Genomic DNA, 24,689 nt, shown 5'->3' with positions numbered 1-24,689 from the left:
GGAAACAATCTCCCCCGGGACGTAGGTCACATCCTGGGGGAGATTCGGTCACGGCTGGGACGCGACGGGATTGGCTCAGGCGTTACGGCTCAGCTCAGCCGCTCGATGACCATGGCCATGCCCTGGCCGCCGCCGACGCACATCGTCTCCAGGCCGAACTGCTTGTCGTGGAACTGGAGGCTGTTGATGAGGGTGCCGGTGATGCGGGCGCCGGTCATGCCGAAGGGGTGGCCGACGGCGATGGCGCCGCCGTTGACGTTCACCTTGTCCAAGTCCAGGCCCAGGTCCTGGTAGGACGGGATGACCTGGGCGGCGAAGGCCTCGTTGATCTCGGCCAGGTCGATGTCGCCGATCGTCAGGCCGGCGCGCTTGAGGGCCTGCTTGGAGGCCTCGACCGGGCCGAGACCCATGATCTCGGGGGACAGGCCCGAGACGCCGGTGGAGACGATCCGGGCGAGCGGGGTCAGGCCCAGCTCGCGCGCCTTGGTGTCGGACATGATCACGAGCGCGGCGGCACCGTCGTTGAGCGGGCAGCAGTTGGCGGCGGTGACCAGGCCGTCGGGGCGGAAGACGGGCTTGAGGCCCTGGACGCCCTCCAGCGTGACGCCGGCGCGCGGGCCGTCGTCGGTGGAGACGACGGTGCCGTCCGGGGTCGTCACCGGGGTGATCTCGCGCTCCCAGAAGCCGTTCTTGATGGCCTGCTCGGCGAGGTTCTGGGACCGTACGCCGAACTCGTCCATCTCCTGGCGGCTGATGCCCTTGAGGCGCGCCAGGTTCTCGGCGGTCTGGCCCATGGCGATGTACGCGTCCGGGACCAGGCCGTCCTCGCGCGGGTCGTGCCAGGTGGAGCCCTCGGAGGCGGCGACGGCGGCGGTACGCGCCTCGGCCTCGGCGAAGAGCGGGTTGTGCGTGTCCGGCAGGGAGTCGGAGTTGCCCTTCGTGAAGCGGGACACCATCTCGACACCGGCCGAGATGAAGACGTCGCCCTCGCCGGCCTTGATCGCGTGCAGTGCCATGCGGGAGGTCTGCAGCGAGGAGGAGCAGTAGCGGGTGATCGTGCAGCCGGGGAGGTGGTCCATCCCCATCTGGACGGCGACGATCCGGCCCAGGTTGTTGCCCTGCTCGCCGCCGGGGAGGCCGCAGCCGAGCATCAGGTCGTCGATGTCGCGCGGGTCGAGCTCGGGGACCTTGGCGAGCGCCGCCTGGACGATGGTGGCGGTGAGGTCGTCCGGTCGCAGGTCCTTCAGGGAGCCCTTGAAGGCCCGGCCGATGGGGGAGCGGGCGGTCGAGACGATGACGGCTTCGGGCATCACGGCTCCATGAGGGGTGTGCGGTGCGGTTCTGGCAGGACTGAAGGGGAAGTTACCCGTACGTACCGCATTGGTCATCGGCCTGACGGTGTGACGCGGGCCTCTTTTCTAAGCGAGCGCTCAGTCGGGAGGCTCCGCAACCCGTGTCCGGGCCCGTCAGGGCCGCCGCGCCTCCTCCGTGGACGGGGCCGGCTCCGGCGCGGACTCCGGCAGCCGCCGGCGCCTGCGGTGCTTGAGCAGCGCCCACGGCGCCCGCGCGCCCGTGACCTCCGTACCCGCTTCCTTCACCGCCTCCGCCGCGGCCTTCGCCACCGGCAGCATGTTCTCGTGCCGGTCCGGCTCCAGGCGGTCCGTCTCCGGCCACACGCCGAGCACCGCGCACACGGTCGGCAGCACCGCCATCGCCGCCGTCGCGTATCCCTCCGCCGACGGGTGGTAGTTGTCCGCCCCGAACATCTCCCGCGGGTTCGCCGCGAACTCCGGACCCAGCAGGTCGCCCAGTGACACCGTCCGGCCGCCCTGCTCCACCACCACGATCGTCTGCGCCGCCGCCAGCTGCCGCGACACCCGCCGGGCCAGCCACCGCAGCGGCTGGTACACCGGCTCGATCGTGCCCAGATCCGGACAGGTCCCGACGACCACCTCCGTGCCCGCCGTCCGCAGCCGCCGCACGGCCGCCGCCAGATGCCGCACCGACTCCGTCGGCGACATCCGGTGCGTCACGTCGTTCGCGCCGATCATGATCACGCACACGTCCGGCGGCCCCGCCGGAGCCGTCAGCAGCAACGACACCTGACGTTCCAGATCGTCCGAGCGCGCCCCCGGCAGCGCCACGTTCCGCAGGACCACCGGCCGCTCCGCCACCGCCGCGAGCCCCGAGGCCAGCAGCGCCCCGGGTGTCTGCCCAGAGCGGCGCACCCCCTGGCCCGCCGCCGTCGAATCACCCAGAAGGGCCAGCCGCAGCGGGGCCGAGGCGGGGTCCGAGGCCGCCCCGGACCGGGACCCGGAGCCCGGCCCGGACCCTGAACCCGGCACGGAACCGGACGCTCCGAACGAGCGCCCGTACAGTCCCTCCGCCGTCGGCGGCAACGGCGCCACCCCGCCCCCCACCGATCTCTTCGCCAGCTGCACCTCGGCCAGGAGCACCCCAACCGCCGCCACGCCGAGCAGCCCGATGCTCCCGCCTCCGTACGCCGCGCCCGCCGCGATCCGCCGCGCCACCCTCGCCCTCGACATAGGGGCAGTCACCTCCTTCAAGCCGTTCAGGATCTAACTGCCCCGTAACCCGCTCCGACTACGCATACGCTGGATTCACCATTACGGAGACCCCGGAGATTACGGTGCAATTCCACGACTCGATGATCAGCCTCGTCGGCAACACCCCGCTGGTGAAGCTCAACAACGTCACAGCGGGCATTCAGGCGACCGTCCTGGCCAAGGTCGAGTACTTCAACCCGGGCGGCTCGGTCAAGGACCGCATCGCGGTCCGCATGATCGAGGCGGCCGAGGAGAGCGGTGCTCTCAAGCCCGGCGGCACCATCGTCGAGCCCACGTCCGGCAACACGGGCGTCGGCCTCGCCATCGTGGCCCAGCAGAAGGGCTACAAGTGCATCTTCGTCTGCCCGGACAAGGTGTCCACGGACAAGATCAACGTGCTGCGGGCGTACGGCGCCGAGGTCGTCGTCTGCCCCACGGCCGTCGACCCCGAGCACCCCGACTCGTACTACAACGTCTCGGACCGGCTCGTCCGTGAGACCCCCGGCGCCTGGAAGCCCGACCAGTACTCGAACCCGAACAACCCCCGTTCGCACTACGAGACCACCGGCCCCGAGCTCTGGGAGCAGACGGACGGGAAGATCACCCACTTCGTCACGGGCGTCGGCACCGGCGGCACCATCTCGGGCACCGGCCGGTACCTCAAGGAGGCCAGCGGCGGCACGGTCCAGATCATCGGCGCCGATCCCGAGGGCTCGGTCTACTCCGGCGGCTCCGGCCGGCCGTACCTCGTCGAGGGCGTCGGCGAGGACTTCTGGCCCACCGCCTACGACGCGACCGTCACCGACCGGATCGTCGCCGTCTCCGACAAGGATTCCTTCCAGATGACCCGCCGCCTCGCCAAGGAGGAGGGCCTCCTGGTCGGCGGCTCCTGCGGCATGGCGGTCGTCGCGGCTCTGGAGGTCGCCCGGGAGCTCGGCCCCGACGACGTCGTGGTCGTGCTGCTGCCCGACTCCGGCCGCGGCTACCTCTCCAAGATCTTCAACGACGAGTGGATGGCCGACTACGGCTTCCTGGAGGACACCTCCACCGCCACCGTCGCCGACGTGCTCCGGCACAAGGAGGGCGGCCTGCCCTCCCTCGTCCACATGCACCCGGAGGAGACGGTCGGTCAGGCCATCGAGGTGCTGCGGGAGTACGGCGTCTCCCAGATGCCGATCGTGAAGCCGGGCGCCGGTCACCCCGACGTCATGGCCGCCGAGGTCGTCGGCTCGGTCGTCGAACGCGAGCTGCTCGACGCGCTGTTCACCAAGCGGGCCTCCCTCGAGGACCCGCTGGAGCGGCACATGAGCGCCCCCCTGCCGCAGGTCGGTTCCGGCGAGCCGGTCGCCGACCTGATGTCCGTCCTGGGCGCGGCGGACGCGGCGATCGTGCTGGTCGAGGGCAAGCCGACGGGTGTGGTGAGCCGTCAGGACCTGCTCGCCTTCCTCGCCGGCGGAGGCGCCAAGGGCGGCACGAACTAGGCCGGGTCCGTGAAGTCCCGCCTGGCCCGCGGCGCCTGGCACGCACGTTCGCCGCGTTGGCGGGATCACCCGAGTACGCCCCGTACGAGGGTGACCCTCCGCGTTGCGATCGCAGGCACCAGGCGCCGCGGGCCCTGCCCTGCGGGCCCTGCCCTGCGGGCAGACGGCGCTACTTTCCGGACACGAACCAGCCCTGGAACGGCGTCGGTCGGGCGTTCGCGAAAAAGGTACGAGCGCGACACGTACGCGCAGCACCGGCTTAACACGGGTCCGGCAGCCTGGTCGTTGTCGGCGTCAAGGACAACGGAGCGGCTCCCGGACCTCCTGAAGACGCCACGGACGCGGAGACCGGCCCTGACCCGGGCCCGTGTCCCCCGCGGGGACCGCCGTCGTCCCGCCCCCCAGCGATGGGGGTGCGGCGGTCCCCGCGTGCTTCTTCCCGAGGCTGACGGGGCTCGCCGAGGCGGCCGGGGTCAGAAGTCGTCCCCCGCGTCCTTCTCCGCTCCGAGGCGCGGCAGGCGGCCCCTGAAGGCGTGGACGGCGTTGACGCCCACGATGCCGAGCCAGGTCACGATCAGGCCCTCCAGGTGCGCCTGGTGGGCCGCGATGGCCGACAGCGGGACGGCGATGACCAGCGAGATGATCCCGAAGCCGAACCGCTCCCCGAAGCCCTCGCCGGCCGGCGCCGCCGCGCGGCCGCCGCGGGCGGTCTCCATCCGCTGCTCGGCCAGCCGGCGCCGTACCCGGCGGTCGACGGCGGCGTCCAGGCTCTGCTCCACCTTGCCCAGGAAGGACTCGATCAGGGCGGACTCGTACTCCGTTCCCAGCTCCCGGCGGGCGTGCAAAGTGGCGTCCAGTTCGCTCTTCAGCTCGTCCGCACGAGCGGAGTCGCGGGTGTCATCGCGGGTGTCCATGGTCGCACCGTAGAGACCCGTGAGGCAGTACGTCAGTAGGGCTGTCCCCCGTTCTCCTTGCCCTCCTGCATATCTTCATGCAGAGTTCGAGGTAGATGAATAAGCAGAAGGGGGACGGCGTGAGCGACAGCCCGGCCGGACGGCTGCAGGCGCTCTTCGAGGGGCACCGGCTGACACCCACCCAGCGGCGGATCGCGCACTGCATGGTGCGACGGGCCGGCGACGTGCCGTTCCTGTCCAGTGTCGAGCTGGCCGAGCTCGCCGGCGTCAGTCAGCCCTCCGTCACCCGCTTCGCCGTCGCCCTCGGCTTCGACGGCTATCCGGCACTCCGCCGCCATCTGCGCGAGGTCGCGCCCGCCGAGAGCACCGGGGGCCCGGGCGCGGGCGACGGCAGCGAGCACAACGAGTACCAGCAGGCCGTCCTCGCCGAGATGGAGAACCTCCGCCACCTCGCCGAGCTGCTCGCCGACCCCGCGCCCGTCGAGCGCGCCGGACGGCTCCTCGCCGCCTCCCGCCCGCTGCCCGTGCTCGGGCTGCGGGCCGCCTCCTCGCAGGCGCGCGGCTTCGCCTACTTCGCCGCCAAGGTCCATCCCGACGTCCGCCTCCTCGACGAGGGCGGGTCGATGCTCACCGACCGCGTCGACGCGGCCGTACGGGCCGGGGCCACGGCCCTGCTCTGCTTCGCGCTGCCGCGCCACCCCCGGGAGGTCGTGGAGGCGCTGGAGTACGCGCGGGCGGCCGGACTGACCGTGGTGACGGTCGCCGAATCGGCCTTCGCGCCCGTCGCCGCCCACAGTGACCTGCTGATCCCGGCCGCCGTCGGCACCGGCCTGGCCTTCGACACGGCCTGCGCGCCGATGCTGCTCGGCCGGGTCCTGCTGGAGGCGATGGCCGACGAACTGCCCGACGCGCAGGCGCGGCTCGAGGAGTTCGACACGAAGGCGGCGGCGCGGGGCCTGTTCGTGGAGTAGCTCAGATGTCCAGTTCCGCCTCGATCTTCTTCAGCTGGTGGCGGGCCATCGCCAGGTTCGCCCTCTCCTTGTCCAGGGCCAGGTACAGGAACAGGCCGTTCGTACCGCGCCCCTTGAGCAGCCGGATCAGGTGGTACTGGCCGCCGAGCGTGATCAGGATGTCCTCGATCTCGTCGTTGAGGCCGAGCATCTCCATCGTCCGGACCTTGGCGCGGACCACGTCGGTGTTGCCCGCGGCCGCCACATTGAGGTCGAGCTCCTTGCCGCCGCCGATGGTGCCGAGGGCCATGCCGCTGGTGTAGTCGACCAGCGCGGCGCCGATGGCGCCGTCGATCGCGGTGGCTTCCTTGAGGGCGGTCTCGGTGTTCGCCATGGTGTCGCACTTCCTTCTCGTGATTCGGTCGTTCGGTCGGTCAGTTCAGGTCTTTGCGTTCCAGCGCCTCGTCGACGAGCTCCCCTATCCGGGCGCTCGACCGCCGGGCCTCCAGATGGAGCCGGCCCACGTTGATGCGGGGCTCCGCGAGCAGCGTCAGAACGGCCGAGCCGCCCGCCGCGTACGTGGCGACGTAGCCGTTCTCGCCCCGTACCAGCAGTTCGCGGAAGCCGCCCTGCCCGGTGGACTCGGTCAGCCGCTGCCCGACGCCCAGGGCGGCCGCGGTGAGCGCCGCGACGCTCTCCGCCTCGCCGTCCACGGTGTCCCGGGCGAGCACCAGACCGTCCGCGCTCGCCGCGAGCGCCCCGGTGAGCTGCGGCAGCCGGGCCCGCAGCCGTCTCAGCTCGCCGAGCACCTCGGCTTCTGCCGACATCAGTTGTCTCCTCTCGGCGCGCATGCGCAGGGCCCGCCTCATCACAGGCTTGCCTCCAGGGCGTCACGGAGCCGGCGCAGCAGGGCGACGTCCGGATCCGCCGCGACCTCGCCGACCCAGGTGGGCACGGCGGGCGGGGCGGCCGGCAGGGGTTCGAGCGGGGTCTCGACGAGGCCGGCGGCCGCGAGACGGCGCACGTCGAGCAGCGTGTGGAAGGCGGGGCGGCCGAGCCGCCGCGCGATGTCCGCCGGCGTCCGGGAGCCGTCCGCGGCGGCCAGCAGGGCCCGCCGGCGCGGGGTCACCGTCTGGCCGGGAGCGGCCGGTCGGGGCAGGACGGGGGCGGTGTCCACGGCGCTGTACGGCCAGACGCTGTCGAGCAGTTCACGGCGGCGTACCGTCTCGCGCTCGACGGCCTCGGTGGAGACCGGCCGGACCGTGCCGAACCAGTGGCCCACGCCGTACCGGAAGCGGGTCGGGCCGGAGGCGGGCGCGAGCGCGAAGAACGCCGCGTCGAAGACCGCCCCGAGATGGCAGATCTCCAGCTCGCCGTCGTGCAGCCGGCCGCTGTCCACCAGGAACCTGCCCACCTCGCGGCGTGCCCCCGCCCGGTCGACGGCCTCGTCCCAGCCCTCGCGGGGCAGGCGTCCGCCGGTGGTCAGGAGGACGTCGAGGCCGGGGGAGGCGGGGCTCTCGGCGTGCACGACTCGCCCGTCGACGAGGTAGAGCGTGCCGTGGTCGCGCAGCAGGGCGCCGGTGGCGCGTTCGGCGGCGAGGCGGTTGAGCATGGGGGAGACGGTCATCCGAGGACCAGCTTCTCGGCGAGGTCGCGCAGCCGGATCCGGGCGAGGGCGAGGTTGCCCTGGTCGCGGTCGAGCCACAGGTGCAGGAAGACGCTGCTGTCGAAGGCCGTCTCGACGAAGCGGAGGATGTGATAGCCGCTGCGGGTGGTGAGGATGAGGTCCTCGACGGGTGGCCCCTTGGGTAACTCCCCGCCGGGTGCCGGGGTGCCGGGGGCCGGGACGCCGTCACCGGCCGCTGAGCCGTCGCTCGCGAAGGAGTCGTACTCCGCCGCCGCCCGGGCCAGTTCGGCCGTCTCGGCGGCGGTCGTCTCGTGGTCGCCGACCGGCGAGTCGCCCGCCGTGCCGAGGGCGAGGCCGCTGGTCCAGTCGACCAGGGAGGCACCCCGTGCACCCGGCAAGCTCATGGCCTCCAGCAGGCACTCGTCGATTCCGGGCACGCGGGTTCCCCTCCCGATGCGGCGTGCGGCGTACGGCAGTGACCGTGACGTTACTCAACGTTCCGGCTGGGGTCAGGAGTTCTGGCATTTTCCATCGGAACATGCCGTGTGCGCTCAGTCCTCGTGGCGGGCCCGCAGGACGATCTTGTTGACGATCCACAGCCCGATCCCGATGACGAGCAGGACACCCGCCCGGATGTACACGTCCGCCGAGCGGTCCGCGAGCGGGCTGGCCAGGATCAGCGCGGTGATCGCGCCGAGGACCGGCAGTGCCGTCGGCGTACGGAAGTGCGCGTGCTCCACGCGGTCCTTGCGCAGGACGAGGACGGTGATGTTGACCACCGCGAAGACGCAGAGCAGGAGGAACGCGGTGGTGTCGCCGAGACCCTCGATCTCGCCCGTGGACACCAGGCCGATCGCGAGCAGGGTGACGAAGACGATGCCGGTGAGCGGCGTACGGCGGTTCTTGAGGACCTTGCCCATCACGCGCGGCAGCACCCGTTCGTTGGCGAGGCCGTAGCAGAGCCGGGAGGCCATCATGATGTTGATGAGCGCGGAGTTGGTGACCGCGAAGAGGGCGATCAGCGCGAAGAGCTTCGGGGGGAAGTCGACCCCGCCGGCCTTCACGACCTCCAGGAGCGGACCGCTGGACTTTTCCAGCGTCCGGTGGTCCACGAGCAGCGAGGAGGCGAGGGCGACCAGGACGTAGATGGTGCCGGTGACGGCGACGCCGGTGAAGATGGCGCGGGGGAAGGTGCGGACGGGATCCTGCGTCTCCTCCGCCATGTTGACGGAGTCCTCGAAGCCGACGAAGGCGAAGAAGCCGAGCGCGGTGGCGCCCAGCACGCTGGTCATCAGCGCGTATCCGCTGCCGGAGGCCTCGAACTCGCCGAGCCGGGACGGCTCGCCCTCGCCGGTCAGCACGGCCCAGGCGCCGATCGAGAGGATGATCAGCAGACCGGTCAGCTCGACCACGGTCAGGACGACGTTGGTCTTCACCGACTCCGACACCCCCCGCAGCGCGAGAGCGGCGAGGGCGACGATGAAGGTGATCGCGATGAGGGTGGGCGGGATCGCGTCCGTGAACTCCCGGAAGTAGTCCCCGCTGAAGGCGCGCGCCGCCGCGCTCGCGGACGAGAGCCCCGAGCACATCACCATGAACGCCACGATGAAGGTGAGGAAGGGGACCTTGAAGGCCTTCTGGGTGTAGAGGGCGGCGCCCGCCGCCTTCGGGTACTTGCCGACGAGTTCGACGTACGAGGCGGCGGTCAGCAGCGCGACGACGAAGCCGATCACGAACGGCAGCCAGAGCGCGCCGCCGACCTTGCCCGCCACCTTGCCGGTGGTGGCGTAGATCCCGGTGCCCAGGATGTCGCCGATGACGAAGAGGATGAGCAGCTTGGGCCCGATGGCGCGTTTGAGGGCTGGCTGTTCGGTCGCGGCCGTGGCCATGGAGGGACCCCTTTCCCGTTTGCCGATGGGAAGGTCTCTGCCCCGGCGGCGGAGAACTGATGCCCGCCGCCCTGTCACTCGTACGGGAGAGGGAGCGGGGCCGGGATCGCGATCGGGAGGAGCCGGACGGGAGCGGTCCCGGCCGTACGGGCTCAGCCCCGGCGCTCCACCGATGCGGCCACGTCGTCCAGGTCCTTGGCGAGGGCCCGGCTCACGGCCTTGGCGCCGAGGCCGCCGAGGAACCGCGCCAGCAGACCCGTGGAGCGCCCGGCGGAGGGACGCGCCGAGAAGGTCATCCGTACCGTCGTCGCACCCGTCCCGTCGGGGCGCAGCGCGATCTCCGACACGTAGTGCATGCCGTGGGAGTCGGCCACCGTGACGTACCGGTCGGGCGGCTCGCTCTCGGTCACGGTCATCTCCTCCGTGGCCTCCTTGCCGAACATCTTCCGGGTCTCGCGCCAGCGCGTGCCGACCCCGAAGACGCCCTCCGTGAGCACCTCCACCCGGTCCACGCCGCTGAGGACCCGTTCCATCCCCCTCAGGTCCGTCAGCGTCTCCCAGACCGGCCCGGGGGTCGCCTTGATCCGGCGTTCGACGACGACGCTCTTCGTAGCAGCCATGGATCCACGGAACCACCGGGACGTCAGCCCAGCAACGCGTCGGGCCGCTCACCGCCGGACTCGGCGACGATCTCGTCGAGGCTCTGCGGCGTGCGGACGGTCGCGAAGGAGACCGCGCCGTCGTCGGCGACGGTGAAGCCGTGGACGCCGGGACGGGGCAGGCTGTTGTACGCGTAGTGGTGGGCGAAGTAGTACGCCCCGGTGTCCGGTACGGCGACGATGTCGTCGGGCCGGAGCAGCGGCAGCGGCCGGGCGGTGGCGAGCATGTCGCCCGCGAAACAGGCGGGTCCCGCCACGTCCTGGACGACGTCCTGAGGGATCTCGGGACCGGTGCGGGGCCGGCCGTCGGCGTCGTACGCGAGGACGCGCAGCGGCCAGGAGTCGGGGGCGTAGACGGTACGGGTGGCCACCTGGACGCCCGCGTGGGTGACGGCGATGGGGCGGGCGCCGGAGGTCTTCGTGTACTCCACACGGGCCAGGATCGTGCCGTGCTTGGCGAGCAGCGAGCGGCCGAACTCGGTGACGATGCCGTAGCGCCCGTCGAAGAGTCCCGGGGCGGTCGCGGCGAGCAGCTCGGCGTACTCCGCGTAGGTCGGCGTCTCCTCGTCGGTGACGAAGTTGACCGGCAGTCCGCCGCCGATGTCGATGGTGTCGACCTGCTGCCGCCCGGCCTTGGCGTTGATCTCCTCGGCGAGCGCGTGGGCGGTCGCGACCCCCTCGGCCATCAGGGCGAGCGGGATGCCCTGGGAGCCGGTGTGGGTGTGCAGCCTGCGCATCCACGGCCGGTCGAGGTAGGCCTGGACGACGGCCTCGCGCGCGCCCTCGTCGCGCAGGCCGACGCCGAACTTGGAGGTGGCGGTCGCGGTGGACAGGGCGCCGATCGTCCCCGCCCCGATCTGCGGGTTCACCCGTAGGCCGATCGGGCTCGCGGTCGGCGCGGAGGCGATGAGCGCGTCGATCCTGGCCAGCTCCTGGAAATTGTCGGCGTTGACCGCGATCCCGAGGGCGAGCGCCTGCCGCAGTTCGGCGGGCGTCTTGGCGGGAGAGTCGAGGACGGTACGGGACGGGGGGACGCCGGCCGCGCGGGCGAGGGCCAGCTCGCCGGGGCTCGCGACCTCGACGCCGAGCCCGCAGTCGTACAGCAGGCGCAGCACGGGCACGAGGGGGGTGGCCTTCACGGCGAAGGCGTGCAGGACGGGGGCGTCGGTGACGGCGGCGAAGGCGGAGACGAGGGCGGCGGCCGAGGCGCGGATGCCGGCGGTGTCGAGGAGGGCGACGATCTGGCGGGAGGGGTCGGAGGGGGAGAGGAGGCCTTGTTCGACGGCGGCCCGGACGGCCTGATCGCGACGGTAGGAAGCCATGGGCCCATCCCATCACCGGTACGGGCGGCGCCGCAGCTGTTGACTACAAGTATTCAGCAGTCCAGGATGTGAATAACTGATTCACATCGGAGTTGTGCCGGAGGAGGCTTCCCCATGTCAGGACCCCGCCCCGTACGGGCCCCGCGCGGTACGGAACTGAGCGCCCTGGGATGGCAGCAGGAGGCCGCCCTCCGCATGCTGCAGAACAACCTCGACCCCGAGGTCGCCGAACACCCCGACAAGCTCGTCGTCTACGGCGGCACCGGCAAGGCCGCCCGTGACTGGCGCTCCTTCGACGCCATGGTCCGCACCCTGCGGACGCTGAAGCAGGACGAGACGATGCTCGTCCAGTCCGGCCGCCCCGTCGGCGTCATGCAGACCCACGAGTGGGCGCCGCGCGTCCTCATCGCCAACTCCAACCTGGTCGGCGACTGGGCCAACTGGGAGGAGTTCCGCCGCCTGGAGCAGCTCGGTCTGACCATGTACGGCCAGATGACCGCCGGCTCCTGGATCTACATCGGCACCCAGGGCATCCTCCAGGGCACCTACGAGACCTTCGCCGCCGTCGCCGCGAAGAAGTTCGGCGGCACGCTCGCCGGCACCATCACCCTCACCGCCGGCCTCGGCGGCATGGGCGGCGCCCAGCCACTCGCCGTGACGATGAACGACGGCGTCGCCATCTGCGTCGACGTCGACCCGCGCGCCATCGAGCGCCGCATCGAGCACCGCTACCTCGACGTCAAGGCCGACAACCTCGCCCACGCCCTCGCCCTCGCCGTGGAGGCCCGCGACGCCCGCCGCCCGCTCTCCATCGGCCTGCTCGGCAACGCGGCGGAGCTGCTGCCGCAGATGCTCGCCGAGGGCGCCCCGATCGACATCGTGACCGACCAGACCTCGGCCCACGACCCGCTGTCCTACCTGCCCGTCGGCGTCGCCTTCGACGACATGGCGACGTACGCGGCGAAGGACCCGGCGGGCTTCACCACCCGCGCCCGCGAGTCCATGGCCAAGCACGTCGAGGCCATGGTCGGCTTCATGGACGCCGGCGCCGAGGTCTTCGACTACGGCAACTCCATCCGCGGTGAGGCCCAGCTGGCCGGCTACGACCGGGCGTTCGCCTTCCCCGGCTTCGTGCCGGCGTACATCCGCCCCCTCTTCTGCGAGGGCAAGGGCCCCTTCCGCTGGGCGGCCCTCTCCGGCGAGGCCTCCGACATCCACAAGACCGACAAGGCGATGCTGGAGCTCTTCCCGGAGAACGAGTCCCTCCACCGCTGGATCAAGATGGCCGGCGAGCGCGTCCACTTCCAGGGCCTGCCCGCCCGCATCTGCTGGCTCGGCTACGGCGAGCGCGACCGCGCGGGCGAGCGCTTCAACGACATGGTGGCCTCGGGTGAGCTGGCGGCGCCGCTCGCCATCGGCCGCGACCACCTCGACTGCGGCTCGGTGGCCTCCCCGTACCGCGAGACCGAGGCCATGCTCGACGGCTCCGACGCGATCGCCGACTGGCCGCTCCTCAACGCCATGGTCAACGTCGCCTCAGGTGCCTCCTGGGTCTCCCTCCACCACGGCGGCGGCGTCGGCATGGGCCGCTCCATCCACGCGGGTCAGGTCACGGTCGCCGACGGCACCCCGCTGGCCGGCGAGAAGATCCGCCGCGTCCTGACGAACGACCCCGGCATGGGCGTCATCCGCCACGTCGACGCCGGCTACGACATCGCCGAGTCCGTCGCGGACGCCAAGGGCGTCCGGGTGCCCATGCGCGAGGACGGCTCCGCGTGAGCGAGACCTTCCACGCCATGTGGCGGTCGCTGCGGCCCATCGGCCGCAGCGCCGCCTCCGGCGGCTACCGGCGCTACGCCTGGACCGGCGCCGACGCCGACTGCCGGCTCTGGTTCCAGATGCAGGCCGAGGCCCGCCGGCTGAACTACGAGGTCGACCGCAACGGCAACCAGTGGGCCTGGCTCGGCGACCCGGCGGCCGGCGACGCCGTCGTCACCGGCTCGCACCTGGACTCCGTACCCGACGGCGGCGCCTTCGACGGACCCCTCGGCGTCGTCTCCGCCTTCGCCGCGCTCGACGAACTGCGCTCCCGCGGCGTCCAGTTCAAGAGGCCCTTCGCCATCACCAACTTCGGCGACGAGGAAGGCGCCCGCTTCGGCCTGGCCTGCGTCGGCTCCCGCCTCACCGCCGGACAGCTGACCCGGGACAAGGCGTACGAGCTGCGCGACGCCGACGGGATCACCCTCCCCCAGGCCATGGAGGCGGCCGGTCACGACCCGTCCGCCATCGGCCCCGACCCCGAGCGTCTGGCCCGGATCGGCGCCTTCGTCGAGCTCCACGTCGAACAGGGCCGGGCCCTGGACCTGTCGGGCGACGCCGTCGGCATCGCCTCCGCGATCTGGCCGCACGGCCGTTGGCGGTACGACTTCGCCGGCGAGGCCAACCACGCCGGCACCACCCGTCTCGTCGACCGCCGCGACCCGATGCTCACCTACGCCGAGACCGTCCTCGCCGCCCGTCGCGAGGCCGAACTCGCCGGAGCCGTCGCCACCTTCGGCAAGATCGCCGTCGAGCCCAACGGCGTCAACGCCATCCCGTCCCTCGTCCGCGGCTGGCTGGACGCCCGCGCGGCCGACCAGGGCGCCCTGGACACGGTGACCGCCGGCGTCGAGACCGCCGCCCGCGACTACGCCAACCGCCACGGCATCGACCTCACCGTCGTCCAGGAGTCCTTCACCCCGGTCGTGGAGTTCGCCCACGCGCTCCGGGACGAGCTGGCCGGGATCCTCGGCGAGAAGACCCCGGTTCTGGGCACGGGCGCGGGACACGACGCCGGAATCCTCTCCGCCGCGATCCCGACCGCCATGCTGTTCGTACGGAACCCCACGGGTGTCTCGCACTCCCCGGCCGAGTTCGCGGCCGAGGACGACTGCGTGGCCGGGGTCCTCGCACTCGCCGACGTACTGGAGGGGCTCGCGTGCGCGTGACGTACTGGCTGGAACACGCCTGGCTCGGCACCCACGTCGAGCCGGGCGTCACCCTGGACGTGTCCGACGGCCGCGTCACCGCCGTACGGACCGGCGTCGACGCCCCGCCGCCCGGCGCCACCGTCCTGCGCGGCCTGACGATCCCCGGCCTCGCCAACGCCCACTCGCACGCCTTCCACCGCGCTCTGCGCGGCACCGTCCAGGTCGGCTCCGGCACCTTCTGGACCTGGCGCGAGGTGATGTACCAGGTCGCCTCGCGGCTGACACCGGAGACGTACCACGCCCTCGCGCGGGCGGTGTACGCGGAGATGGCGCTCGCCGGCATCACGGCCGTCGGCGAGTTCCACTACCTCCACCACGGCCCGGGCGGCACCCCCTACGCCGACCCGAACGCGATGGGCGAGGCGCTGATCGAGGCGGCGGCCGACGCGGGCATCAGGATCACCCTCCTCGACACGGCCTACCTCTCCTCCGGCTTCGGCGCGGCCCCCGACCAGCACCAGCTCCGCTTCTCCGACGGCACGGCCGACGCCTGGGCCGAACGCGTCTCGCTCCTCAAGGGGCGCGCCGGCGCCGGCGACGACAGCGTACGGATCGGGGCGGCGATCCACTCCGTACGGGCCGTCCCGGCCGACCAGTTGGCGACGGTGGCTTCCTGGGCGCGCGAGCGGGGCGCCCCGCTCCACGTCCACCTCTCGGAGCAGACCGCCGAGAACGACGCCTGCCTCGCCGCCCACGGCCGCACCCCGACCCAGCTGCTCGCCGATCACGGCGTGCTGGGCCCGCTGACCACCGGCGTCCACAACACCCACCTCACCGACACCGACATCGCGCTCCTCGGCTCCTCGACCACCGGCACCTGCATGTGCCCGACGACCGAACGCGACCTCGCGGACGGCATCGGCCCGGCGGTCGCCCTCCAGCGCGCGGGCTCCCCGCTGTCGCTCGGCAGCGACAGCCACGCGGTCGTCGACCTCCTGGAGGAGGCGCGGGCCATGGAACTGAACGAGCGCCTGCGCTCGCGCACCCGAGGCCACTGGACGGCCGCGGCCCTGCTCCGGGCCGCGACGGCCGACGGCCACGCGGCCCTCGGCCGGCCCGACGCGGGCCGCCTGGAGGCGGGCGCGCTCGCCGACTTCACGACGATCGCCCTGGACTCGGTCAGGACAGCGGGGCCGGTGCCGCGTCTGGCAGCCGAGACGGCGGTATTCGCAGCGTCGGCCTCGGACGTCCGGCACACGATCGTGGGCGGCCGTCACGTCGTACGGGACGGGGTCCACCACTCCGTACCGGACGTGCCCCGGGCCCTCGCGGACTCGATCGCCGCCCTGCGCGGCTGAAGGAGACACCTCGCATCATGAACACGGGCCCCGCGGCGACGAACAAGCCGGCGGCGATCTCCGCCCCCACGAGCGCGAACAGCGCCGTGGCGACGGCCGCCACCGCCATCGTCAACATCGCCAGTCTCGTCACCAACGATCCCTCCCTCGGTGATGGAACCCCCCTGGGCCTGATCCAGGACGCGGCCGTCGTCATCGACGGCGACCGCGTCGCCTGGGTCGGTGAATCAAGAAAAGCACCCGCCACTGACAACCGGGTCGACGCGGGCGGACGGGCGGTGATCCCCGGCTTCGTGGACTCCCACTCGCACCTCGTCTTCGCCGGCGACCGCACCGCCGAGTTCAACGCCCGGATGTCCGGCCGGCCGTACGAGGCGGGCGGCATCCGCACCACGGTCGCCGCGACGCGCGCGGCCTCGGACACCGATCTGTCGGCGAACGTCGCCCGCTACATGCGCGAAGCACTCCGTCAGGGCACCACCACCTTCGAGACCAAGTCCGGCTACGGCCTCACCGTCGAGGACGAGGCCCGGGCCCTGCGCATCGCCGCCGCCCACACCGACGAGGTCACCTACCTCGGCGCCCACATCGTCTCCCCGGACTACGCCGACGACCCGGCCGGATACGTCGCCCTCGTCACGGGCGAGATGCTGGACGCCTGCGCCCCCTACGCCCGCTGGATCGACGTCTTCTGCGAGAAGGGCGCGTTCGACGGGGACCAGGCACGGGCGATCCTCACCGCCGGCCAGGCCAAGGGCCTGCACCCCCGCGTCCACGCGAACCAGCTCTCGTACGGCCCCGGTGTCCAGCTCGCGGTGGAACTGGACGCGGCCAGCGCCGACCACTGCACCCACCTGACGGACGCGGACGTCGACGCGCTCGCCTCGGGCGGCACGGTCGCGACGCTTCTCCCGGGCGCGGAGTTCTCCACCCGCGCCGAGTGGCCGAACGCCCGCCGCCTCCTCGACGCGGGCGCCACCGTGGCCCTGTCCACGGACTGCAACCCGGGCTCGTCCTTCACCTCCTCGGTCCCGTTCTGCATCGCCCTCGCGGTACGGGACATGGGCATGACCCCGGACGAGGCCCTCTGGTCCGCCACAGCGGGCGGCGCGGCAGCCCTCCGCCGCACGGACATCGGCCGCCTGTCCCCCGGCGCCTACGCCGACCTCGCACTCCTCGACGCCCCGTCCCACGTCCACCTGGCGTACCGCCCGGGCGTCCCCCTGGTGCAGGAGGTCTGGCGCCGGGGAGAGCGCGTGGTCTGATTTTCTCCGGCGTGCGCCGTGCCTACGCCGAGGGCCACTCCGTCCCGTGACCCGCACGTGGCCCTCTGGACCGGCAACCGCCGCAGAGCCCCTCGCCGGCGCCACGAAAGGCCCGGTCGCAACGCTCGCGGTTCTGCAGCGGCAAGAGCTTCGGGGCGGGTGGGGTGGGCGGCAGCTCCGGCGGCAGCCACTCGCGTAGACGGTGCGCGAGGAGGCGCGGGCCAGCGGATGGTCCCGGTGGGCAGCCCCGCACACAGGGTGCGGGCCACGGTTTCGGGCGTGAGCCCGCGTTCCAGCCACCGCCGGGTGCCGGCGGCCAGCCGTCGGACGTCGTTCTCCGAGAGCAGCAGGCGCGGCTCGCGCTGCCGCAGGCCCGCGAGCAGTCCGGCGGCGGGCCGCAGCTCCTCGGTCAGCTCCGGCACGTCCGGCTCCGGGGGCGCGGACCGGGTTTCCCGCCGAGCGGGCCGGGCGCGCTTGACCGGATCGACCGGATGCGGGTTCTCGTACCAGGTCGTGATCGTGGCCAGTTCGGCTCCCTCACCTCGCACCACCTGCCGCTTCAGATACCCCGCCGCTTCCAGCTCCCGCAGGGCGCCGGCGATCCTGACTCACCCTCCCGGAGCAGGACTTCTACCGCGACCGGCTCGCCTCCCACGGCCTCACCGTGCTCGTGCCCGACGCCCACGACCGCGCCGACGTGCACCGGATCATCTACGAGGAGCTGTGCCTCGGTGTCGTACGCGAGGAGTCGCGCGCCACGTACCGGCAGGTCATCGACCGGCTCGTCGACGCCGGTGCCCAGGGGGTGATCCTCGGCCGCACCGAGATCGAGCTGCTGGTGCGCCCCGAGGACAGCTCGGTGGCCGTCTTCCCCACCACCCGTATCCACGCCGAGGCGGCCGTCGAGGCCGCCCTGCGGCGCGTCCCCAAGTCCTAGGCGACGCCCGAAGATTCGGTGGGCGGACAGCGTGTTCGGTCGCCGGGCGGGTTATGCTCCTGCGCCTTTGCATCGACTTAAGGATCTTGAGTGAGACGACTCATATGCCATCTCGCGGCGCTCTGCGCCGCCCTGTTCACCGTGGTGGCTCTGCCGACCACCGAGGCCCACGCGGCCGACGCCTCCCCGCTCCCCGGGGGGCACAGGTTCGCCCTGCGCTCCGAGGCCAACGGTCTGTTCGTGTCCGCGGAGATCAACGACCCCGGTACCCAGGCGGCCAAGCTGCGGGCCCGCACGGCCGGCGGGCCTGAAGTCCTGGGCTCCTGGGAGAAGTTCACGCTGCACTCCGACGACAAGGGCGTGACCGCCGCCCTGCGCTCCGAGGCGAACGGGCTCTACGTCACCACCGAGGTGAACTACACCGGTGGTCACGCGGGTCTGCTGCGCGCCCGGGGGACGGCCATCGGTGACTGGCAGAAGTTCCACCTGGAGAAGCAGCCCAACGGCAACTACGCGCTGAAGTCCAAGGCGAACGGCCTGTACGTCACCGCCGAGATCAACGACTCCGGCACCGACCAGGCCATGCTCCGGGCACGCGGCACCACCTCGCCCGGTTCCTGGGAGCGCTTCACGCTCGTGGACCTCGACGCCGCCCTCGGCGGCGTGAGCCGCCCCGCGCCCGCGTCCCCGGCCACGGCCGAGGACTTCAGGGTGATGTCGTGGAACGTCTGCGCCAACGTCAACGAGACCTGCGGCAACCACCGCGTCGGCGGCGACGTTCTCGGTGACCGGATCGTCGCCCGGCTGGGAGGAGCGGCAGCCGACTACGACGCGCTCTTCCTCCAGGAGATCTGCGAGAAGCACACCGGCGCCATCGAGGCCAAGCTGGAGGCGGCGACGAAGACGGGCTGGCACGTCAGGTTCGCCCCCATCCAGTACGCCGTCGACGGCTCGCTGCTCAAGGCCGCCCGTTCCTGCGCCAAGACCGGCACCGAGAACGCCTGGACCGTGGACCGCGGCGCGTACGGCATCGGCCTGGCCGTTCCCGACGCGAGCACCTGGTCCAAGGCCTACGAGCTGGCCTCTCCGCCCAACCAGACCGTCGGCACGACCGTGACGAGGATCGAGCAGCGCGCGGCCCTCTGCGCCACGATCCCCGCGCGCGCCCTGCAGTTCTGCACGGCGCACTTCAGCTCCGGCCTCGCGACGGACGACGCCACCGGGAAGTACCGCAAGGACCAGGCGAACCAGCTGCGGGACATCGTGCACGCCGAGACCCCGGCCGGCTACCGCACCGTCTTCGGCGGCGATTTCAACGTCGTGCCGCCGGACTCGACGGCCCCCGACGGCCCCAAGGAGGCCCTGGCCGACCTCTACGCGGCCGACCGCGAGTGCGACGAGGGCCTGTGGGCAGACCGGCCGAGTGACGGACGGGTGACCAAGCCGGTCGACGGGCGCGCGATCAAGATCGACTACATCTTCGCCCCCGCCACCGCCCAGATCGTCTCGTGCGAGGTCCCGGCCGACGCCGGATCGTCCGACCACTACCCCGTCTTCGCGCACCTGCGGCTGCCCAGCGCCTGAAGATGACGCGGAGGGAAGCGGAAGGGCCCGTCCGAGGGAGGAACGGGCCCTTTCCGCAAGGCGCTTGAGGAGGTGAGGAAGGTCATTCCTCCAGCGTCAGACCCTTGCGCAGCCTGCCCAGCGTGCGGGAGAGCAGCCGGGAGACGTGCATCTGGGAGATGCCCAGTTCCTCGCCGATCTCCGACTGGGTCAGACCGGCGACGAAGCGCAGGGAGAGGATGCGCCGTTCGCGGGACGGCAGGGAGGCGATCATCGGCTTGAGGGACTCGACGTACTCGATCCCCTCCAGGCCGTGGTCCTCGTAGCCGATCCGGTCGGCGAGCGCGCCCTCGCTGTCGTCCTCCTCGGGCTGGGCGTCCAGCGAGCTCGCGGTGTACGCGTTGCTGGCGGCCATGCCCTCGACGACCTCTTCCCGGCTCAGCCCGAGCTCCTCGGCGAGTTCGCCGACGGTCGGCGCCCGGTCGAGTCGCTGGGACAGCTCGTCACCGGCCTTGGCGAGGTCGAGGCGGAGCTCCTGGAGCCGTCGCGGCACGCGCACGGACCACGAGGTGTCGCGGAAGAAGCGCTTGATCTCACCGACGATCGTCGGCATCGCGAAGGTGGGGAACTCGACGCCCCGGGACAGCTCGAACCGGTCGATGGCCTTGATGAGGCCGATCGTGCCGACCTGGACGATGTCCTCCATGGGTTCACTGCGGGTACGGAACCGGGAGGCGGCGAACTTGACCAGGGCGAGGTTCAGTTCGACCAGGGTGTTGCGGACGTACGCGTGCTCGTGGGTGCCCTCTTCGAGGGCCTCGAGCCGGGCGAACAGAGTCTTCGAGAGCGCCCGTGCGTCGAGGGGGTCGACGCGGTCGAAGGGCCCGATGTCCGCGAGGCCCTCGGAGAGGCCCTCGGGCAGGCCTTCGGGAAGGCCGAGAGTGGGGGGCGGAGTTGCTGCCGACGGCGCGTCGTGGGTACGCGTGGCGTCGAGCCGGGGTGACATGGTCTCCTCCATCGTTTCTTCCTGCTGCGGTTTGCGGCGCCTCCAAAGCCGGCCGTGTCGGATGTTCGTTACTAGCCCTACCCGCTCGACCAGGGTCGTCGCAAGTGTCATTTGTCCTGTTTGGAAGGGTGTGTAGCGGTGCTCGGGTGCGCGAAGGAGTGTGGAACTTGTAAGGTGCGACCCACATCAACCGGCATCCGCGAGAGCGAGAAGAGGCACGGGCATGGACCGCCAGAGCATCGGCAGCACGCAGTCGGGGGGACGGCTGCGGGTCGAGGTCCGAACCGTGGGCGCGACCGAGATCCTCACTCCGGTGGGTGAGCTTGATCACCACACGGCGGACGTGTTGCGTTCGCCACTCGACGACGCGCTCGACGCCGGACGATCACGACTCGTGGTCGACTGTTCACGGCTCGAATTCTGTGATTCCACCGGGCTCAACGTCCTGCTCGGGGCCCGGCTGAAGGCCGACGCCGCGGGGGGTGGGGTCCATCTGGCCGGGATGCGTCCGGTCGTGGCGAGAGTCTTCGAGATCACCGGTGCGGACGTCGTCTTCACCGTGCACGACTCGCTCGCGGCGGCGCTCTCCGACTGAGTAGGGGTGTCGGCGCGAAAAGGCCGGGCAGGAGAGTCCCGGTTTCGTCCGTTGTGTCGGGTGAATCGGTTGAATCGGTTGAATCGGTGAGGTGAAAGCGCTGATGGACACTGCTGCCGGTGGCAGGGAGGCCGAGGGGTCGGTGCACCCCGCGGCGGATGCCGCCGCCGACGTCCCGGCCGTGGCTGACGCCCCGGCCGCCGCCGACGTCTCGGCCGCGGCCGGTGTCGACGTACGGACGCTCGCGCTCGGCGCCGCCAGTGGCACGGTTCCGCTCGCCCGCGATTTCACCAGATCGCTGCTGTACGACTGGGGCTGGCTGCCCGCCGCCTCCGCCGACGCCAGGGCGGCCGCTGAGGACGTCCTGCTCGTCGTCTCGGAGCTGGTCACCAACGCCTGCCTGCACGCCGACGGCCCCGAGCTGCTGCGTGTCGTCCGCCGGGCCAAGGTGCTGCGCCTCGAGGTGGCCGACCGGGGCGCGGGGCAGCCCGCGCCGCGCACCCCGCACCGCTCCGGGCGGCCGGGCGGTCACGGCATGTTCATCGTGCAGCGGCTCTGTCTGGACTGGGGCATCGAGCGCAGCCCGGGCGAGCCCGGCAAGACGGTCTGGGCGGAACTGGCGGCCCCCGCGTAGGACATGCGCGCGACCGCCGGCGGTACGCGTCGGCGGTCGGCCCTCGGCGGCACGCCTCGGTGGTCGGTCCTCGGCGTGCGGCCCTCGGCGTGCGACCGGCGGCGGTGCGCGCCGGAGGCCTCGCGGACGCCCGTCGTCGGCGATCCCGGCCTCGCGGCGGGTATTCGGCCGTCCTTGTGTCTTCCCTCCTCTGGGCCCCAGGCGTACCTTGACGCCCAATCTGATAAGCCGTCAGTAACGTGCGGTGAGGGGGCTCGAGGTGCCGTACCGGAGGAGAACAGCTCTCGCGCTGGCAGTGGCGATGGCGGCGGGCTCGGCGGTGCTGGTCTCCGCCCCCGCCGCGCAGGCGGCGGTCGTCGACGTGGACTACGCCTGCGAGACGAAGATCGGGCCCAAGGGAGCCGTCTCGCCCGTCGACATCACGGCCGTCAAGAGCGGAAACGCCTACACGATCACGATGTCCTTCGAGAAGGGCGTCTCCGACAGCCCGGTGGAGCTGCCCAAGGGCGTCATGACCCCGCGCGCCGAGCTGGTCCTCGGCGGCGCGGACGAGGGCACGGTGAAGGTCAGGGGGACGCCGAACACGGCGGCGATCCCACCAGACACCCCCATCAAGATCGGCCGGCTGACGGGTACGTACACCCCGAGGAAGAGCGGCAAGGTCACCTTCACGGCCGGCGTGCTGATCGTGCACGCCCTGGGGATGGACGCCGCCACCTGCACCCCCAAGAACAACCCCGAGCCTTCGCTGGAACTGGAGGTCACGGCCGTCGGCGGACCCTCCGACTCCGGCGACTCGGACGACTCCGGCGGCACGCACACCGGGTCCACGGGGGTCGGCGGAGAACTGCCCAGGACGGGTCCGCTCGACTCCGCGACGGCGCTCGGCACGCTCGGCGGCACGGTGCTGCTGACCGGCGCGGCCGGTGTGCTCTGGCTCACGCGACGCACGGCACGCTGATGCGGAGGGCGTGGGCGGGGACCGCGACCGCCGCCCTCCTGGTCCTGCCCGGGCCGGCCGTGCTCCCGGCCCTGGCCGGGACAGCGGCGGCCGAGCCCGCGCCGGGGTGGACGGCGACCCCCGCGGCGGGGCGGTCGTACGTCTATTTCGAGGGGGCGGCCGGCAGTGTCCTGGAGGACACCCTCTCCGTGGCCAACCGGGGGACGGAACCGCTCACGGTACGGCTGAGCGGGCAGGGCGCGCCTCTCGCCTTCGCGGCCAGAACGGTGACGGTGCCGCCCCGGACCCGGGCCGACGTGCCGTTCGCCGTGACCGTGACGGCCGGCACCGCGCCCGGCGAGCACCGCGGCACCGTACGCGCCGAAGCGGGCGGCCGGGAGGTGCGGGTCCCGGTGCACCTGCGGGTCGGCGGGCCGAGCCTGGCGGCGCTCACCGTCGAGAAGGTACGGCTCGACGGCTCGGGCACCCTCCACTACACCCTGGTCAACCGGGGCAACACCGTTCTCGCCCCGCGGCTCTCCATCCGCGCCGAAGGTGTCCTCGGACCCGTCCTCGACCGTCCCTCCCGCGCACTGCCGCTCACCCTGCGGCCCGGCGAACGGACCACCCGCACCGAACCCTGGGCCGACCCGCCCGCCCTGGACTCCGTCACGGTCCATCTGCGGGCCACCGCCCCGGGTGCCGCCGCCGCGACGGCCCGCGCGGAGCGGGTGTTCCTGCCCCCTGGGCCGGCCGTCGCCGGGGTGGGCCTCCTGATCGCGGCGACGGCGGCGGCCGCGCTCGCCGCCCGAAGACGCCGTACCGGCGCGGACATGGCGGGGGACGAGCGCGGACAGGCCAGGGCGGGAGCGGAACGATGACGGCACGGCGTACGGCGGCGGGCCTGACAGGCGTGCGGGGGCTCCCGCGACCGCACGGCAGGAGGGCGGCATCCGCGCGGCGCCGCTTGCTGCTGGTCATCGCCGCGCTCGCGCTCGCCCTGCTGTCCCTTGTCCAGGCCTCCGCCGCGGCCTCCGCCACACCCGCGCCCGGGCCCACCGCGGCCCTGTCGCGGCAAGAGGGCGGCAAGGGGGGCGAGATCACCGTGAGCGGTTCCGGGTGGAAGCCGGGGGCGCTGCTCATGCTGCTGATCTGCGGTCAGTCCGCGCCGGGCAAGGGGGTCGTCGGCGGCACCAACTCCTGCGCCAACACCGACGGCCGGGCCGCCACCGTGGACGCCAGGGGCGCCTTCAGTCAGAAGATGCCGGTCGCCGAACCGCCCCAGCCCTGTCCGTGCGTGGTGCACGTCGCCGGAGTCACCGGCCAACAGGAGGTCGTGGACGTGGAGTTCACGGTCGCCGGCCATCCGACCGCCCCGCTGCCCGAGGCCACCGGCGAGGGCCGGCTCGCCGTGCTCGCCTCCGTACGCCTCGAAGGCTCCAGCGGCGTCCTGGTGTGGTTCGGCGCCCCGGCCCGGCGCGAGGTCGTCTTCACCGTCGGCAACCTCGGCCAGACCCCCGTCAAGGACCCCGTCTTCCACGTCGGCACCAGCCATGGCGTCTTCGCGCCGCAGTACGAGGAGCGCCAGTGGCGCGGCACGATCGAGCCCGGCCGGAAGGCCCTGGTCAAGCTGCCCGTCGAACTGTCCCCGGGCGCGCACGGCGACTACGAGGTGTCGGTGAAGTACGCCGGCAAGGTCCTGGTCGACCAGCCGTGGGGGGTCGGCCGGCCGTGGGGCGTGACGCTGTTCTGGCTGCTGCTCGCCGTGGTCGTCCCGGCGGCGCTCTTCCGGATCGGCATGGCGGTGGTGGACCGGGTCAGGCCGGGAGCCACCGGCGCCGGTACGGGCCGTCGCCGCCGTACCTCCGTACGTACCGCACCTGCCTCCGGAGCCGTCCCCGACCGGGACGGCACCACCGTCACCACCACCACGGTCCTGCCGTGGTTCACCCCCGACTCCGCACCGTCAGAGAACAGCCCGACGACGAAGGGACATTCGTGAGCACGCAACGG

At 72.3% G+C, this 24,689-nt stretch carries 23 protein-coding genes and 1 pseudogene; 13 read left to right on the top strand and 11 right to left on the bottom strand.

Annotation, left to right across the window (positions count from 1 at the left end; all coding sequences use genetic code 11):
* Positions 1–89: 89 nt before the first annotated feature.
* On the bottom strand, positions 90–1,310 hold the full coding sequence (locus tag IE136_RS31575) for an acetyl-CoA C-acetyltransferase (RefSeq protein WP_158987949.1): 1,221 nt from the start codon (positions 1,308–1,310) through the stop codon (positions 90–92).
* 156 nt (positions 1,311–1,466) lie between these two features.
* Complete coding sequence (locus tag IE136_RS31570; RefSeq protein WP_158994350.1) at positions 1,467–2,531, bottom strand: SGNH/GDSL hydrolase family protein; 1,065 nt, start codon at positions 2,529–2,531, stop codon at positions 1,467–1,469.
* Positions 2,532–2,650: 119 nt separating this feature from the next.
* On the opposite strand from IE136_RS31570, the gene IE136_RS31565 reads away from it, so the two are divergent.
* On the top strand, positions 2,651–4,048 hold the full coding sequence (locus IE136_RS31565) for a cystathionine beta-synthase (protein ID WP_158987948.1): 1,398 nt from the start codon (positions 2,651–2,653) through the stop codon (positions 4,046–4,048).
* 473 nt (positions 4,049–4,521) lie between these two features.
* Here IE136_RS31565 and IE136_RS31560 read toward each other — a convergent pair whose 3' ends face one another.
* Complete coding sequence (locus IE136_RS31560) at positions 4,522–4,962, bottom strand: hypothetical protein (protein ID WP_158987947.1); 441 nt, start codon at positions 4,960–4,962, stop codon at positions 4,522–4,524.
* Between the two features lie 119 nt (positions 4,963–5,081).
* On the opposite strand from IE136_RS31560, the gene IE136_RS31555 reads away from it, so the two are divergent.
* Positions 5,082–5,933 carry a MurR/RpiR family transcriptional regulator gene (locus IE136_RS31555; protein WP_158987946.1) on the top strand — a complete coding sequence of 284 codons (852 nt, stop codon included), beginning with the start codon at positions 5,082–5,084 and terminating at the stop codon, positions 5,931–5,933.
* Position 5,934: 1 nt separating this feature from the next.
* Here IE136_RS31555 and IE136_RS31550 read toward each other — a convergent pair whose 3' ends face one another.
* The 7 genes from IE136_RS31550 to IE136_RS31520 all read right to left on the bottom strand — a co-directional run bounded on the left by IE136_RS31550 (position 5,935) and on the right by IE136_RS31520 (position 11,409).
* Entirely contained in the window at positions 5,935–6,306 is a 372-nt protein-coding gene (locus IE136_RS31550) for a hypothetical protein (RefSeq protein WP_158987945.1), read from the bottom strand.
* Between the two features lie 40 nt (positions 6,307–6,346).
* Positions 6,347–6,739, bottom strand: a complete 393-nt coding sequence (locus IE136_RS31545; RefSeq protein ID WP_229819340.1) for a roadblock/LC7 domain-containing protein — start codon at positions 6,737–6,739, stop codon at positions 6,347–6,349.
* A 41-nt stretch (positions 6,740–6,780) separates the two neighbouring features.
* A complete protein-coding gene (locus tag IE136_RS31540) occupies positions 6,781–7,539 on the bottom strand; it encodes a transcriptional regulator (RefSeq protein ID WP_158987943.1) in 759 nt (252 codons plus the stop codon).
* Positions 7,536–7,976, bottom strand: a complete 441-nt coding sequence (locus tag IE136_RS31535; RefSeq protein ID WP_189602004.1) for a hypothetical protein — start codon at positions 7,974–7,976, stop codon at positions 7,536–7,538. The genes IE136_RS31540 and IE136_RS31535 overlap by 4 nt, the downstream gene beginning before the upstream one ends.
* A 114-nt stretch (positions 7,977–8,090) precedes the next feature.
* Positions 8,091–9,428 carry an APC family permease gene (locus IE136_RS31530; protein ID WP_158987941.1) on the bottom strand — a complete coding sequence of 446 codons (1,338 nt, stop codon included), beginning with the start codon at positions 9,426–9,428 and terminating at the stop codon, positions 8,091–8,093.
* Between the two features lie 152 nt (positions 9,429–9,580).
* Positions 9,581–10,048 (bottom strand): SRPBCC family protein, encoded by a 468-nt coding sequence (locus IE136_RS31525; protein ID WP_158987940.1) that lies wholly within the window; start codon positions 10,046–10,048, stop codon positions 9,581–9,583.
* Between the two features lie 23 nt (positions 10,049–10,071).
* Positions 10,072–11,409: a type III PLP-dependent enzyme domain-containing protein gene (locus IE136_RS31520; RefSeq protein ID WP_189602003.1), complete on the bottom strand. Its 1,338-nt coding sequence runs from the start codon at positions 11,407–11,409 to the stop codon at positions 10,072–10,074.
* 114 nt (positions 11,410–11,523) lie between these two features.
* Here IE136_RS31520 and hutU point away from each other — a divergent pair, with 114 nt between their 5' ends.
* The 6 genes and pseudogenes from hutU (at position 11,524) to IE136_RS31490 (ending at position 19,522) form a co-directional block, all read left to right on the top strand.
* Complete coding sequence (hutU, locus tag IE136_RS31515) at positions 11,524–13,188, top strand: urocanate hydratase (RefSeq protein ID WP_158987938.1); 1,665 nt, start codon at positions 11,524–11,526, stop codon at positions 13,186–13,188.
* Positions 13,185–14,396, top strand: coding sequence for an allantoate amidohydrolase (locus tag IE136_RS31510; protein WP_158987937.1), 1,212 nt, complete (start codon positions 13,185–13,187; stop codon positions 14,394–14,396). Before hutU ends, IE136_RS31510 begins: the two co-directional genes overlap by 4 nt.
* Positions 14,387–15,736: a formimidoylglutamate deiminase gene (locus tag IE136_RS31505; RefSeq protein WP_158987936.1), complete on the top strand. Its 1,350-nt coding sequence runs from the start codon at positions 14,387–14,389 to the stop codon at positions 15,734–15,736. The genes IE136_RS31510 and IE136_RS31505 overlap by 10 nt, the downstream gene beginning before the upstream one ends.
* A 17-nt stretch (positions 15,737–15,753) precedes the next feature.
* Entirely contained in the window at positions 15,754–17,001 is a 1,248-nt protein-coding gene (gene hutI / locus IE136_RS31500; protein WP_158987935.1) for an imidazolonepropionase, read from the top strand.
* A gap of 619 nt (positions 17,002–17,620) precedes the next feature.
* Positions 17,621–17,938: pseudogene (locus IE136_RS31495) on the top strand (aspartate/glutamate racemase family protein); the annotation flags it as partial.
* 90 nt (positions 17,939–18,028) lie between these two features.
* On the top strand, positions 18,029–19,522 hold the full coding sequence (locus IE136_RS31490) for an endonuclease/exonuclease/phosphatase family protein (protein ID WP_158987932.1): 1,494 nt from the start codon (positions 18,029–18,031) through the stop codon (positions 19,520–19,522).
* Positions 19,523–19,604: 82 nt separating this feature from the next.
* On the opposite strand, the gene IE136_RS31485 is transcribed toward IE136_RS31490, so the two are convergent.
* On the bottom strand, positions 19,605–20,519 hold the full coding sequence (locus IE136_RS31485) for an RNA polymerase sigma factor SigF (RefSeq protein ID WP_162467831.1): 915 nt from the start codon (positions 20,517–20,519) through the stop codon (positions 19,605–19,607).
* 211 nt (positions 20,520–20,730) lie between these two features.
* Here IE136_RS31485 and IE136_RS31480 point away from each other — a divergent pair, with 211 nt between their 5' ends.
* From IE136_RS31480 to IE136_RS31460, 5 genes are all read left to right on the top strand, one after another.
* Positions 20,731–21,102, top strand: a complete 372-nt coding sequence (locus IE136_RS31480; RefSeq protein ID WP_158987930.1) for an STAS domain-containing protein — start codon at positions 20,731–20,733, stop codon at positions 21,100–21,102.
* A gap of 103 nt (positions 21,103–21,205) precedes the next feature.
* Positions 21,206–21,736, top strand: coding sequence for an ATP-binding protein (locus IE136_RS31475; RefSeq protein WP_158987928.1), 531 nt, complete (start codon positions 21,206–21,208; stop codon positions 21,734–21,736).
* Positions 21,737–21,995: 259 nt separating this feature from the next.
* Positions 21,996–22,697, top strand: coding sequence for a peptidase (locus tag IE136_RS31470; RefSeq protein ID WP_158994346.1), 702 nt, complete (start codon positions 21,996–21,998; stop codon positions 22,695–22,697).
* Positions 22,697–23,557 carry a COG1470 family protein gene (locus tag IE136_RS31465; RefSeq protein ID WP_229819338.1) on the top strand — a complete coding sequence of 287 codons (861 nt, stop codon included), beginning with the start codon at positions 22,697–22,699 and terminating at the stop codon, positions 23,555–23,557. The genes IE136_RS31470 and IE136_RS31465 overlap by 1 nt, the downstream gene beginning before the upstream one ends.
* Positions 23,554–24,678 carry a hypothetical protein gene (locus tag IE136_RS31460; protein ID WP_229819336.1) on the top strand — a complete coding sequence of 375 codons (1,125 nt, stop codon included), beginning with the start codon at positions 23,554–23,556 and terminating at the stop codon, positions 24,676–24,678. The genes IE136_RS31465 and IE136_RS31460 overlap by 4 nt, the downstream gene beginning before the upstream one ends.
* Positions 24,679–24,689 lie beyond the last annotated feature (11 nt).

It is taken from the genome of Streptomyces lateritius (genome assembly GCF_014649715.1).
Taxonomy (GTDB): Bacteria; Actinomycetota; Actinomycetes; order Streptomycetales; family Streptomycetaceae; genus Streptomyces; species Streptomyces lateritius.
Note: the sequence above shows the minus strand (reverse complement) of the source record. Positions and strands in the feature narration are given on the sequence as shown.